This is a genomic window from Bacteroides sp. AM41-16 (assembly GCF_003603495.1).
Taxonomy (GTDB): Bacteria; Bacteroidota; Bacteroidia; order Bacteroidales; family Bacteroidaceae; genus Bacteroides; species Bacteroides uniformis.
In genome coordinates, this window is sequence record NZ_QTNE01000005.1 from 103,579 (window position 1) to 117,030 (window position 13,452).

The window sequence follows — 13,452 nt, forward strand, 5'->3', positions numbered from 1 at the left end:
GGTCAACTTTAGCTTCCTGATATTGACCTTTAGCTTTTTAGTATTGACCTTTATTATTTTTGGAATTTCACTGCTGCCCACCGGTTCTTCTCACGATGGTGGACAAAGTGCAGCCCGTTGCGTTCGGCTTCTTCGCGGATGACGGGAATGTCATCTATGTAGAAACCGCTCATCAACAATTCCGCTCCGGGATTCATGCGGGCTATGTAGTGCTTCATATCTGCCAGGAGGATATTGCGGTTGATGTTGGCGATAACCATATCAAAAGGACCTTTGCTTTCCAGAGAGGAGGCATCGCCTTGGGATACGGCAATATTGTCCACTCCATTCAATTCTATATTTTCGAGGGAGTTGCGCACACACCATTCATCTATGTCGATAGCTGTACAAGGGGAGGCTCCACGCATGCGTGCCAGTATGGCAAGGATGGAAGTCCCACAACCCATATCGAGCAATGCTTTGCCTTGCAGGTCACTATCCAGCAGTTCGCCTATGATGAGGCTTGTTGTCTCGTGGTGCCCTGTGCCGAATGCCATTTGCGGATTGATGACGATGTCATATTCTGCTTGTGGGACATCGTTGTGAAAAGTGCTGTGAATGACACAACGGTCTCCGATAACGATGGGCTGGAAGAAGTTCTTCTCCCATTCCTCGTTCCAGTCTTTGTCTTCGGCTTCTACGAAATTATATTCTATCTGTGTATCGGGCAGAGGGAAGTCTGCAAGTGCTTCTTTGAGTAGAGATTCGTTATACAGCTCTTTCTGTATATAGGCAGTGATACCGTCGGTCTGCTCAACAAAACTTTCAAAGCCAGCTTCACCCAAGACTCCGGAAAGTACATCGTTGACTATTTCTGTGCACGGAACAGTGCGGAATGTAAATTCTAAATATTTCATCGGAATATGATTGTTTGTTAAATGCAGAAGAAGATTTTAAAGAACAAATCTATTTCTGCGTATCTTTGTTTTCACACTGCAAAGGTAATGTAAACCGAGGGCAGAATAAAATGAACTTGTTCATTTTTTATGCGGAAGTGCCGCTTGCCTCGTCAAAAGGCGGGGTATTTAGGGAATTCCCTATAAATCTTTGGGGAAAATCTGCTGCATGGGATAAAATCCGGCGTTATCTTTGTGACGTGAAGAAATAGATAAACGTAAAATCCATAAACCAAACTAATATGAAAAAGATTGTTTTTTTATCGCTTTTTGCCTTGTGCCTCCCATGGACACTGGTGGCACAAAGTATAGATGACGACCTTTACTACACTCCTTCCAAGAATAAGGAAGAGAAAAAAGAAGAGGTGAAGCAGGAGAAGAAAGTCGCTGCTCCCGTAGAAGAGATTGTAGTAAAGTCGAATGTACCGACCACTGTCTATTCATCGCCGGGAAGCACTACTGTTGTAGTAAAAGACCGTAAGGGAAACACCCGCGATGTGGACGAATATAACCGCCGTTATGACTCCCGCGACAATGATTTCGTGATGGAGAACGATACCCTTTACATCAATGAAAAAGAAGATGACGGCCTGGACGGCGAATGGGTGAACGGTGAATTTGAAGGTTCGCAGGATGATTACGAGTATGCTACCCGTATCATCCGTTTCCGTAATCCCCGTTATGCCATCAGCATCAGCAGCCCGCTATATTGGGATGTGGTCTATGGCTTGAATTCCTGGGATTGGAACGTGTATACCGACGGATTATATGCATATGCTTTCCCTACATTCACCAACCGCTTGTGGTGGGATTGGCGCTATAACTCTTATGGTTGGGGCGGCTATCCTTACTATGGCTGGGGATGGAACAGCTGGTACGGTCCGAGCTGGAGCTTTGGCTGGGGCGGCTGGTACGGCGGTGGCTGGTGGGGACATCATCATCACCATCACTATCATCCCGGATATTATCCCGGTGGCGGTGGTCATTGGGGAGGCGGCCATTGGGGAAATGCATATACCAATAGACGTTCTTATGGTCCGAGCCGTTCTTCTTATGCCGGAAACAGAGTATCGTCCTCTACTTCCCGCCGTTCTTCTACTGTAAATGGAGGGCAGACTGTACGTCGTAGCAGTACTACTTCCGGTCAAGTGAGACGTAGCAGTACCGGTACGTCAACCCGTCGGGTGGTAGGCACAAGAAGTTCGTCTACAGTTCGTTCAAGTTCTTCTGCAACTCGCTCAAGTGTAAACCGTTCGAGTGCGGCTTCTACCCGCCGTTCCACTTACACCCGTCCAAGCAGTACGCGTAGTAGCTCATATAATAGTAGCGTAGAAGGAGTTCGTAGCAGTCGTTCTTCCGGTGTACGCTCTTCTGTTGGAACTTCCACTCGTAGCAGGACTTCATCGACTTATAACAGAGGTTCAAGCGCCGCACCGGCACGCAGCTACTCCAATGACAACAATCGTAGCAGCAATCGTTCATATTCTGCTCCAGTACGTTCATCCAGTAGCACCCGTTCTTCTTCCAGCTTCTCTTCAGGCAGTAGCTCACGTTCCAGTTACTCCAGTGGTGGTGGCGGTGGTGCCAGTCGTTCCAGTGGCGGCGGTGGTTCCAGAAGACGGTAAGTATAAGTATGTTTTAATCTAACAAGACTAAGAATTATGAAGAAGATAACCATGATAGCCCTTGCTATGTTTACAGCTGTAGGCGCAGGGGCACAGACAATATATGATGCAACGAATATTGCACAGAAGGAATTGAATGGAACCGCCCGTTTTGTCGGAATGGGCGGAGCTATGGGAGCATTGGGTGGTGATATTTCTACCATAGGAACCAATCCTGCCGGTATCGGTATTTATCGTAGCAATGATGCTATGCTTACCTTTGGCTATTCAATGACGGGCACAGAAAGCAATTATGTAGGTAATAAATTTGAAACGAACAAGAACCGCTGGAGTTTTGATAATGCCGGTTTTGTGATAGCTTCGAAGATAGGCAATCATACTCCTTTGCGGTATGTGAATTTTGGTTTTAATTACCACAAATCAAAGTCATTCTATAAGAATATGACGATGCAGGGGGTGATGGGAAGCATAGATAATCAATATGTATCTCAAGTGCGGAGTATGGCGCAGCAGGCTACGGATGCAGCTTATGCGTTCTATCATCGTCCTCAATATGATTACCCGGATCAAGGAGCTTATTTGGACTATGGTCGCAAGGATATTTATCAACATAATTATGCTGGATGGCTGGGGACTATGGGGTATCAAGGTGCACTTGTTCTTGAGGATATAGAAAGTGAGGACTATAATACTTATCTTCCTTATATTCCTTCCGAAGCGGATGCTTATTTCTTGTCGCGTGAGCGTGGCGGTATTGACCAATATGATTTCAATATCTCCTTCAATATAAATGACCGTTTTTACTTTGGTGTTACTCTGGGTGCTTACGATGTGGATTACAACAAATATTCTCTCTATAATGAAATGTATGCCTACAAATGGGAGGGCGACGGGCAGATTTATGAGGAAGGCTACTCTTTGGAGAGCTTTAACCGTATACACGGTTCGGGTTTCGACTTCAAATTCGGTGCCATCTTCCGGCCGATTGAGGATTCTCCGCTTCGTATAGGTTTGGCTGTGCATACTCCTACTTATTACAAACTGACTTATACTACGGGAGCGTTGCTGACTTCGGATTTGTTTTTACCGAATGAGGCTGGGGATGAAACTCTTACTCGTACCACTGTGGATACTTATTCTGCATTAGGCGGTAGAGATATGGACCGTGATTTTAAGCTGCAAACCCCGTGGGTATTTAATGCAAGTTTGGGCTATACAGTCGGTAATAATCTGGCTTTGGGAGCTGAATATGAATATGAGGACTACTCAAGCATGAAGTTCAAATATCCTGAAGGTGACGAGATGGCATGGGAAACGGGTGAGGCTGACCTCTGTATGAAGGGGGTAAGTACGCTTCGTTTAGGAGCAGAATACAAGCCGATACCTGCTTTCTCTCTGCGTGCCGGTTACAATTACAGTACTGCAGCCTATAAAAAGGATGCTATTAAGGCATTGCCTTCCAATTCTATAAATACAGATACGGATTTTGCCAATAGCAAATCGATGAATACTTTCACTTTAGGTATCGGTTATCGCTTTTCTTCGTTTTATGCGGATTTGGCTTATAAATTCGATACTTATAAATCTGATTTCTATCCGTTTTATAATGATATAAACGGCTTGGTAACACCGCCAACAACGGAAGTTACCAACACTCGCAGTAAAGTGCTATTTACATTGGGCATGCGTTTTTAGAAGAACAATTTTCATTGCAGATAACCTTTCATTGTCAATACCTTAGGGTATAAAAGAACTCCCCGGAATGTACAAATACATTTCGGGGAGTCTTGTGTTATAGGGGAGGGATTACAGATACCATGCCACGCCAAATGAATAGGGAGATACTTCCGGTCCCTTGTCTTTCTGGAATAATCCGTATGTGGAGTAGCGCAGGTAAATGCCGATATTACCATAACCGGCTTGTGCCAGCAGGTTTATGCCGACGGGCTGCACATACATACCTTTGCCTACGGTTTTCTTCTTGCCTCCGTTGATGTGTGAGAATGACTTCACGCTGTGACGTATCTCAAATTCGGGACCGGCATTGAAGAACACTTTGTTTCTTCCCACTCTTTGCTGCCATTCCATCAATACGGGTACACGGAAGAAGAAATGGCGCAGACGGCTTTTATTGTAACTGGTGTCTTCGTTGCCTGCGGTGAAGATGCTGGTTCCGTTTTCCTTCAGCAAGGCATAGTTACCGTCGATATTGAAAGAACGGTATCCCCAGCTGACTCCCAGGTTGATTCCCCAATGCGGGTTCTTCTTGAAGTTGTGATATACGGAGAGGATGTTGAAGCCGAATTCCCATGACTTGGATAAGTCGAGTCCCATCTTGTCGCTTGCTCCGAAGGAAAGGAAGTCGTTAGCCAGCCGGCTGTAGCCAATATACAGACCGGAACAGTGCGGTTCGTAAGCATTGTATCTTCTCTTTTTGGGGATGAATGGCAGGGCGTCGAGGAAAGTGCGCTTGTCTGCATCCACTTTCTCGAGATAGACTCCTTCATAAATTTGTACTTCTTTCTTTTCTCCGTCTTCCAACTGCTCTTCGTACACCTTGATGCGCATGTCTCCTTTTCCTTTCCGGATGATGATGGAGTCGCCTTGTGTCTGTACTGTAGCTTTCTGTTCAGGGTCAGTCTGTTGTTGTGCTGCCATGCGGCCGGCCGGCACAGCAAGCAGGCAGGCCAAAATCATAATTCTGGTTTTCATATCGTATATTGTTTTTAGTGTTATTCCGATTTGTAAAGCATATCCATCATTTCCTTTTCACTGAGCAGACCCTCTATGTAAATCAAAGTGCCCATGGAGTCTTTTCCTATCTTGAAAATGATGTAGCGGTTCAGCTTCTTTCCATTGCGTTCCACCTCTTTCAGTTGGTAATAAGCGCTGCGCAGCACACCGCTTTCCATTACCTCCTGCGCCTTCTTTGCGTTATCTTGCTTGTCGTGTACAATGGCCTGCTGAATTTCCCGGCGATAGGGGGATACATTCTTGAACACAAGGCTCTTGTAGGTAGTCATGCGGTAAGATTTCAGGATACTGCCGTTCAGTTCTACCCTGGTCACGTCCTTTTGCTCGCCATACTTGCTGAATAGGTCGGCTATTTGCAGTCTCTCTTGTGCATGTACAAAGGCTGGCAGGCAAATCAGCAGGGAAAAGAGGCACAGACTACGTATGCAAATCAGTATAGATGTTTTCATAACCTTGTTATATTAGTGTTGAAACAGTAAGTTGCTTAAATCTTCATCCGTGAAGCTGGCGTTCTGCAGGGCTTCTAGTGCTTTGGCTTCCACCAGTTTCTCGTCTGTATACCGCTGGCCGTCGATGACGACATAATTTTCGGGAACACCGGAAAGCGGAAATATAATCTTAGCTACCCCGAGAAGCAGGAGCAATCCGGCGGCAATGCCGCTGACAGCATAGAATGTGCGATAGAGGCGGGAAGGCTTTCGCTGTGTGGGTACTTCCTTTGCCGATTCTGTTGTTACGGATTTTTCCTCTGTCGGTTCTGCCATTGAAGTTGCTTCCCGGTTCAGATAAGCGAATAGCGGGCGGTACGTTTGCAGGTGCTCCGGCACTTCCTCTTCGGTAAAGAAACGGCGCAGTTCACGCTCTTCTTCGCAGGAAGTTTCCCCTTCGAAATATTTATCCAGCAGTTCATCTATCTTCATGGCTCATTTCTCCTTTCTTTTCTTTCTTGTATGGTTCGCAGGTAAACGTCTCTCACTTTCTTCCGGGCTCTTGACAGATTGCTGCGGATGGCTTCCGGTCCGCATCCCGTGATTTCGGCGATTTCGTCCGTTTCGTATCCTTCGATGTCCTTCATCCGCATGATGGTGCGTTGAAGATTGGGCAGCGAGTCGATGATTTCGTGCATCAGACGGATTTCATCTTTGATTTCCAACAGCCGTTCCGGTGTTCCGGTGGGGGATGCCGCCTGCACTATGTCGAGAGATAGGGTGTCGTTGCGTTTGCAGCGCCACATATCTATACAGATGTTGTGCGTCAACGTCATGGCAAATGCTTCGATGCTCCGGTATTGCTCCAGTTCAAGCCTTTTGTTCCATAGCTTGAGCAGTACCTCCTGGACGGCATCTTCTGCATCCTCCGGTTCGTCGGTCAACTTCCGTGCATAGTTCAACAGCTTGGCACGGAGTGGAAGAACGGTTATTTTGAATTCTTTGAGTTCCATTTACACAGATAAGACGAATGGGAAATACAAACGTGACATTGTAAAGTGAAAAAAGTTGGAATAAAAAAAGGGACTTACTAACATTAGCAGTCCCTTTTCTTCACATTACTATAAAAGTATAGGATTATTTCTTGAAATAGCGGTTGTACAGACCTTCGAAACCTTTACCGTGACGGGCTTCGTCCTTAGCCATTTCGTGAACGGTATCATGGATAGCGTCGAGGTTCAATGCTTTGGCACGGGTAGCGATACGCTTCTTGTCTTCGCATGCACCTGATTCTGCGTTCATTCTCTTTTCGAGGTTTGTCTTGGTGTCCCATACGCAGTCACCCAGCAGTTCAGCGAATTTAGCAGCGTGTTCTGCTTCTTCCCAAGCGTAACGCTTGAAAGCTTCTGCAACTTCAGGATAGCCTTCACGGTCTGCCTGGCGGCTCATTGCCAAGTACATACCAACTTCTGTACATTCGCCCATGAAGTGGTTGTTCAGGTCTTTAATCATTTCGTCGTCGCAACCTTTGGCTACGCCGATTACGTGTTCGTCGGCAAATACCAGCGGGCCGTCAGCTGTTGCTTCTTCAACTTCTACGAACTTGCTTGCGGGAGCTTTACACAATGGGCACTTTTCGGGAGCTGCATCTCCTTCGTATACGTAACCGCATACAGTACATCTAAATTTTTTCATTTTCTCTCAGATTTTAATTAGTTGAATTAGTTATTCTTTGTTGTTCTTAAACGTTCTTCTTCTATGCAATGTTTACAGATTCCTTTATAATAGTAGTGGATTTCCTGCACATCGTGCCCGTCCATATCCATGTCGACCACCTTCTTGACGTTGTTATTGCACATCAAGTCATAAATCTTTCCGCAACGCTTGCACAAGAAATGGCCGTGCGGGCTGGTATCGGCATCATAACATGTGTTACGCTCGTCGATAGTCAGGGTTTGTGCGGCACCTTGCTCGCTCAGTAGTTTCAAGGTATTGTATACCGTTGTTTTAGACAGTGTCGGTATGGAGGGAGACAGTGCCGTATAGATTTCATCCACCGTGGGATGCGTACGATGCTCTATCAAGTAATTCATGATGGCTATGCGCTGTACTGAAGGCTTGATATTATGATTCTGCAATCGTTTTACTACATCCATATAATCTAAAGTTTCAAACTTGTAATTATTACATTTTTAATTCACTTGCAAAGATAGGAAGTTCCTATAATTCTCCAAAAGATTTTTGGAAAATTTTTAGTTGCGGTCATTAAAATTGTTTATATATGTTCCTCTTCTTGTAGGCAGGTTGCCGTATTTTTGCCATAAAAGCGAAGGCAGGATGCACCCGGCTTCAGTCGGTTTCTCGTGCCGATATAGAGAAAACGTTTTTCTCTTATCTCTCTTAATCAGAATTTTGCCGTATCTTTGCACCGAATAAATAATATAGCATCCTTATGAATTACGGATATGTAAAAGTAGCGGCGGCTGTGCCCCGTGTCAAGGTGGCTGACTGTAAGTTCAATGCCTCAGAGATTGAAAAAGAGATTATTATAGCCGACGGGAAAGGTGTGCAAATCATTGCTTTCCCCGAGTTGTGCATTACCGGATATACCTGTGGCGACCTCTTTGCCCAACAACTTCTGCTCGAAGAGGCAGAAATGGGATTGATACAGATTCTGAACAATACGCGCCAGATGGATATTATCTCGATATTGGGCATGCCCGTCGCACTGAACGGCGTGTTGCTGAATGCGGCGGTTGTCATTCAGAAGGGGAGAGTGCTGGGCGTTGTCCCGAAGACTTATCTTCCCAATTATAAGGAGTTTTATGAGAAGCGCTGGTTTACTTCCGCATGTGATGTGGCAGAAAACAGTGTGCGCCTTTGCGGGCAGATTATTCCGATGGGGAGAGACCTGCTGTTCGAAACGGCGGATACCACTTTCGGAGTGGAGATATGCGAGGACTTGTGGGCACCCATACCGCCCAGCTCCACGCTGGCGCTGCAAGGTGCGGAAATCTTGTTCAATCTTTCGGCCGACAATGAAGGTATCGGCAAGCACAATTATCTGCGCTCGCTCATCAGCCAGCAGTCGGCACGATGCATTGCCGGTTATGTATTCAGCTCATGCGGTTTCGGAGAATCCACTACGGATGTGGTGTTTGCCGGCAACGGACTGATTTATGAGAACGGGACTCTGCTGGCGGCAAACGAACGCTTCTCTTTCGAAGGGCAGGTGGTCATCAGTGAAATTGATGTGGAACACTTGCGTACGGAGCGCCGGGTGAATACGACCTTCGCGGCTTGCCATGCAAATTGTGTTTCGGCCCTTCCGGTACGAATCTCTACGGAGTATGTCAACAGCAGGGATTTGAACCTAACACGTACTTTTGAACCGCATCCATTTGTTCCGCAGGGGATAGCGTTGGACGAACGCTGTGAGGAGGTATTCTCCATCCAGGTGTCCGGACTGGCGCAACGTCTGGTGCATACTAAAGCGAAGAGTGCCGTTATCGGCATTTCGGGTGGACTGGATTCTACGCTGGCGCTGCTGGTTTGCGTAAAGACTTTCGATAAGTTGGGATGGTCCCGCCAGGGTATTGTCGGTGTCACCATGCCGGGATTCGGAACGACCGACCGTACTTACACGAATGCCATCGACCTGATGAACTCCCTCGGTGTGACTGTCCGCGAAGTCAGTATCAAGGAGGCCTGCATACAGCATTTCAAAGACATAGACCATGATGTCCATGTGCACGACGTGGTTTACGAGAATGCGCAGGCACGGGAGCGTACCCAAATCTTGATGGATATTGCCAACCAGACCTGGGGAATGGTTATCGGTACGGGCGACCTTTCGGAACTTGCTTTAGGATGGGCCACTTACAACGGCGATCACATGTCGATGTACGGTGTGAATGCCAGCGTCCCCAAGACTCTGGTGAAGCACTTGGTGAAATGGGTGGCAGAGCATGATATGGACGATGCTTCACGTGCTACCTTGCTCGATATTGTGGATACTCCCATCAGCCCGGAACTGATTCCGGCAGATGAGAACGGTAATATCCAGCAGATTACCGAGGATTTGGTGGGGCCGTATGAGCTTCACGACTTCTTCCTTTATTACTTCCTGCGCTGCGGTTTCCGTCCTTCCAAGATATTTTTCCTGGCAGCACGCACATTCAAGGGGATGTATGATGAAGAAACCATCAAAAAATGGTTGCAGACTTTCTGCCGTCGTTTCTTCAACCAGCAGTTCAAGCGTTCCTGTTTGCCGGATGGTCCGAAGGTGGGCAGTATCTCTCTGAGTCCGCGCGGTGATTGGAGAATGCCGAGCGATGCTTCGTCGGAGATGTGGCTAAGGGAGGTGGAAGGACTCTAATTCTTTACTTCGGGTATTCCGTAATATCGATATGGGTATTTGATGACTGCATCTTGTTTGCATTCTTGCTGCATGTATTTTGCAGTGCGACTGCAAACGTGTTGCAGTATCACTGCATAACTGTTGCAGTCGTACTGCATATCGGTGTGCAGTGCCACTGCATACATTTTGCAGTAATAAGCTGTTGATTAATAACTAGTTGTAAAAGTAGGGATATGCTGCGTGTATGGAAAAGTGCAGCTTAGTTTCGTTTCCCGTAGTATCGTTTGTAGATTTTTTTGTATTCCTTTCCCTTTTTGAAACTATCCAGCCATGTGTTGAGGCTGTCCAGCAGGATAGGGGACTGTTTGCTTACTCCCCAGGAATAGAATTGCGTGAAGCTGATGGCGGTATTGATGTCTATTTGAGGAATGCTGTCGGCTGCGGTACGGGCAATGCTTTCGTCGCATACGGCATAGTCGATGTCTCCATGGGCTACCAAGGCAATCAGTTGTTCGGAACCGTACTTCTCTATTTCCTCAACGTAGATGGTGTCGCCTATCTCATTTCCCAGGTTGCGGATGCGTAGTATGGAAGGGGAGCCTTTCACTACGTGCAGTGTCTTTCCAGCCAGGTCCAGTTGGCTTTTGATGAATAATGACGAGTCGGAAATATTCTCAAGCTTGCGTTGCACCAGCACTTGCTTGTTCAGCACAATAGGGGTGGTAAGCAGCAAGGAGTCTTTCAGCTCACTGGTGGCGAGGATGCCGTAGGCAATCACGTCATATTGCCCGTCGGCCAGGCCTTCCAGCCGCTTGTTGAAGCTCATTTCCGGTGATATGGCCGCTTGCAGCCCGTGGTCGCGTGCAAAAGCTTCTATCAGCTCGTAGTGGAAACCGGACAAGGTGTCATCATCCACATAGAAACTGATGGAGTTGTATTCCGTCGAAGCATGTATGATGCCTTCGGCAGCTATCTCGGCATAATCGCGCGGATGACCTTTCGGTTTCTCTTCTTTCTCGATGAGATAGTGGGCAATGAGAGCCGCTGCAATTCCCAGAAGTGCGTATTTGAGCAGTCTGCTTTTCGTCATACAGTCATCTGTTAATCATAGAAATTCCATGAGACGCCAATTTTGAACAAGCGCGGATTGATGGGGTAGTGCGGCACCAGGAAGGAATTGGCGCTTCCCATACCCGCGTTGACGTGATACATCATGGCAAAGATACGCGTCCGCTTCAAGTGCAGGTTGGCATATACGTTTACGATGGGGTAACCGCCTATTTCCACCAAATCGTCCGTAGGTTGCAGATGGAACTGCTGGACGCCGGGTGCATAGGCAGGTGCGTTGTACTTGGTGAAGTAACGGACATCGGCACCCAACTGAACGGTCAGCACCTTCTTGGCGAGTTTAGCCAGTATGTAGAAGTTATGGTAGAGCGAGAGTTGGGGCAATGGAAGTACTGTTTCATTGCTCGTCTTCTGCCAGGTCACCTCATTGTCCAGGTGGAAGACACCGAGGCGGAAGTCTTGTTTCAGTGTGGCGGACAGCACTTGTATGTTGCCTCCGTTCTGTTCGGGCAGGGCGCTTTGGTTGAAGTAGGTGTAGTTCTTGATATTCTCTACGCCGGCACGGAGATTGGTTCCCCAACGGGAAATGTTCAGCTCGCCTTCCACACGCGTACGGAATTCCTTGTCCATGTTGTCGTTGTCCCAGTTGTAGTGGTTGGAGTGGTAATGGCGCATGTAGAAGGAAGGAAGCGTGTTGCTCACATAACCGCGGGCGTAGAAGTTCACCGTATCTTTCCATAGACGGAAGTTCAGGTCCAGATTGGCGTTGACGCGGAACTGCCCGATGGCTTTGTCTACCAACCCCACTTCACCGTTTACGTTGTAGTGCAGCAGTTTGCCTTCGCGCTTGGCGAGTTCGCCACCCAGGAAGATTTCCTGCTCGGTGTAGCGGATGCGGCGCATGTCGGTAAGTGTGTCCGTATTCATCAGGTCGTACCGGCTGAACTTGTGGGAGATATAAGCCGTAAGTCCGGCTTTGGCGTATTTGTTGAAACCTTCCAGCAAGGCTATTCCGAACACGTTCTTTACACTGAATGCCGTGGTGGAGTCGTTGCTGTAATTCTTGTAAAGCTTGTAGTCTTCCGGGAAGAATCCTTCGGGCTCGCTTCCCGAACGGAATTGGTGTCGCGACCGCTCTACTTTCAAGGTATGGATAAAGCTGGTGACGGGGACGAACTCTTCTTCGAAAAGTGAGTCGTTGTCTGCGGTAGAAACAGACGGCAGGCTGTCATTGGCAGCTGCAAGTGTGCTGACCGATTTTGATGCTATGCTGTCGTTTGGCAATGCTATGTCGTTGTTCGAAGCGGATATTTCGGCTTCAGAGGACGGGGAGGATGAGGCTTTGGGTGCGGATACCGTCGGTTTGCCTTCTTGTGTGTTCCGTACTCTCCGCGTAAAACCAAGACGATAGCGCTGTGTCAGATAGATATAAAAATCCTTGTTACGGTTGGAACTCTGTTCCAATTTGACCGGAATAGTGGTGGACTCGTACTCTTTCTTTCCTCCGGACATGTTTTCGGGACGGGTGATGTATTGGTCGTCTGCAATACCGCCGTTCTCGTTCATCTTCAGGAAAAAGTTGTTGTAGACTGCTTGTACCTGGTATTTCTCGCCGATATAGCTACCGAACAGACCTGCATTGAAGTGCGAGGTGGACTGGTTCTGGTAATAACCGCGTCCGTACAGATAGTCGATGTTAAAGCCAAATGCCAACTGCTTGTTGACGTTGACGGAGAAGTAGGACTTGAAGCGTTCTTCACCGTTCACTTTGCTGCCGGCTTTGTAGTAGGTAAGATTGGTGTAAGGCACGTTGCTGTTGGTGAAAAGCACCTGGTCGGGACGTGTGAAAAAACTGGAGAAGGGAGCCATGAAGATGGTAGGTTCGCTTTCCTCCCGTTCGAAGAACAGACGTGAGAGGCGTGGAGAACCTAAATTTCCCAAGTAGTTGTAATGGCCGAACATTCCTTCCACCAGATTGGTGCTCTGGAAGTTGAGGCTGGCTGTGTCGGCAGGTATGATGGTACGGTTGCCCAGTGTCTCACTTAGTTTCCACATGTAAAGCTTGGGTGGAAGACTTTGAATCTCAGTATTGGTACTGTCTTCCAGATTGTCCGGCTGGGTATTCGGGTCAATCTGGTTACCGAACCGGTCGCGATTGTTCATCGGGTTTAAGGTGTTTTGCGCCATAGCCCCCCATATCCCTATAACGGACAGAAATATATATGTCAGTACAATTCGTCTCATAATTAGGCGCAAAGATACAATAAAAAATTATTTGCTTA

Annotated in this window: 12 protein-coding genes; 3 read left to right on the forward strand and 9 right to left on the reverse strand. The window is 47.3% G+C overall.

The features are described from left to right. Nucleotides 1-53 precede the first annotated feature (53 nt). Nucleotides 54-896: a 50S ribosomal protein L11 methyltransferase gene (gene prmA / locus DW896_RS06635; protein ID WP_005836023.1), complete on the reverse strand. Its 843-nt coding sequence runs from the start codon at nucleotides 894-896 to the stop codon at nucleotides 54-56. A 281-nt stretch (nucleotides 897-1,177) separates the two neighbouring features. Here prmA and DW896_RS06645 point away from each other — a divergent pair, with 281 nt between their 5' ends. Then, nucleotides 1,178-2,560 carry a hypothetical protein gene (locus DW896_RS06645; RefSeq protein WP_009036819.1) on the forward strand — a complete coding sequence of 461 codons (1,383 nt, stop codon included), beginning with the start codon at nucleotides 1,178-1,180 and terminating at the stop codon, nucleotides 2,558-2,560. A 36-nt stretch (nucleotides 2,561-2,596) separates the two neighbouring features. Beyond that, on the forward strand, nucleotides 2,597-4,255 hold the full coding sequence (locus DW896_RS06650; RefSeq protein WP_009036820.1) for an OmpP1/FadL family transporter: 1,659 nt from the start codon (nucleotides 2,597-2,599) through the stop codon (nucleotides 4,253-4,255). Between the two features lie 111 nt (nucleotides 4,256-4,366). Here the strand turns inward: DW896_RS06650 and DW896_RS06655 are convergent, their stop codons facing one another. From DW896_RS06655 to DW896_RS06680, 6 genes are all read right to left on the reverse strand, one after another. Continuing rightward, on the reverse strand, nucleotides 4,367-5,272 hold the full coding sequence (locus DW896_RS06655) for an outer membrane beta-barrel protein (protein ID WP_005826629.1): 906 nt from the start codon (nucleotides 5,270-5,272) through the stop codon (nucleotides 4,367-4,369). A 20-nt stretch (nucleotides 5,273-5,292) separates the two neighbouring features. Beyond that, a complete protein-coding gene (locus DW896_RS06660) occupies nucleotides 5,293-5,763 on the reverse strand; it encodes a DUF4252 domain-containing protein (RefSeq protein WP_005826627.1) in 471 nt (156 codons plus the stop codon). 12 nt (nucleotides 5,764-5,775) lie between these two features. Then, entirely contained in the window at nucleotides 5,776-6,234 is a 459-nt protein-coding gene (locus tag DW896_RS06665; RefSeq protein ID WP_009036822.1) for a hypothetical protein, read from the reverse strand. Next, nucleotides 6,231-6,755, reverse strand: a complete 525-nt coding sequence (locus DW896_RS06670) for an RNA polymerase sigma factor (protein WP_005836025.1) — start codon at nucleotides 6,753-6,755, stop codon at nucleotides 6,231-6,233. The genes DW896_RS06665 and DW896_RS06670 overlap by 4 nt, the downstream gene beginning before the upstream one ends. Before the next feature lie 124 nt (nucleotides 6,756-6,879). Continuing rightward, nucleotides 6,880-7,437 (reverse strand): NADH peroxidase, encoded by a 558-nt coding sequence (locus tag DW896_RS06675; RefSeq protein WP_005836026.1) that lies wholly within the window; start codon nucleotides 7,435-7,437, stop codon nucleotides 6,880-6,882. A gap of 26 nt (nucleotides 7,438-7,463) precedes the next feature. Beyond that, nucleotides 7,464-7,898, reverse strand: a complete 435-nt coding sequence (locus DW896_RS06680; RefSeq protein ID WP_008663677.1) for a Fur family transcriptional regulator — start codon at nucleotides 7,896-7,898, stop codon at nucleotides 7,464-7,466. Nucleotides 7,899-8,194: 296 nt separating this feature from the next. On the opposite strand from DW896_RS06680, the gene DW896_RS06685 reads away from it, so the two are divergent. After that, entirely contained in the window at nucleotides 8,195-10,120 is a 1,926-nt protein-coding gene (locus DW896_RS06685; protein WP_005826617.1) for an NAD(+) synthase, read from the forward strand. Between the two features lie 241 nt (nucleotides 10,121-10,361). Here the strand turns inward: DW896_RS06685 and DW896_RS06690 are convergent, their stop codons facing one another. Further along, nucleotides 10,362-11,192: a transporter substrate-binding domain-containing protein gene (locus tag DW896_RS06690; protein WP_005826612.1), complete on the reverse strand. Its 831-nt coding sequence runs from the start codon at nucleotides 11,190-11,192 to the stop codon at nucleotides 10,362-10,364. A gap of 11 nt (nucleotides 11,193-11,203) precedes the next feature. After that, nucleotides 11,204-13,414, reverse strand: a complete 2,211-nt coding sequence (locus tag DW896_RS06695) for a putative porin (RefSeq protein ID WP_005826610.1) — start codon at nucleotides 13,412-13,414, stop codon at nucleotides 11,204-11,206. Nucleotides 13,415-13,452 lie beyond the last annotated feature (38 nt).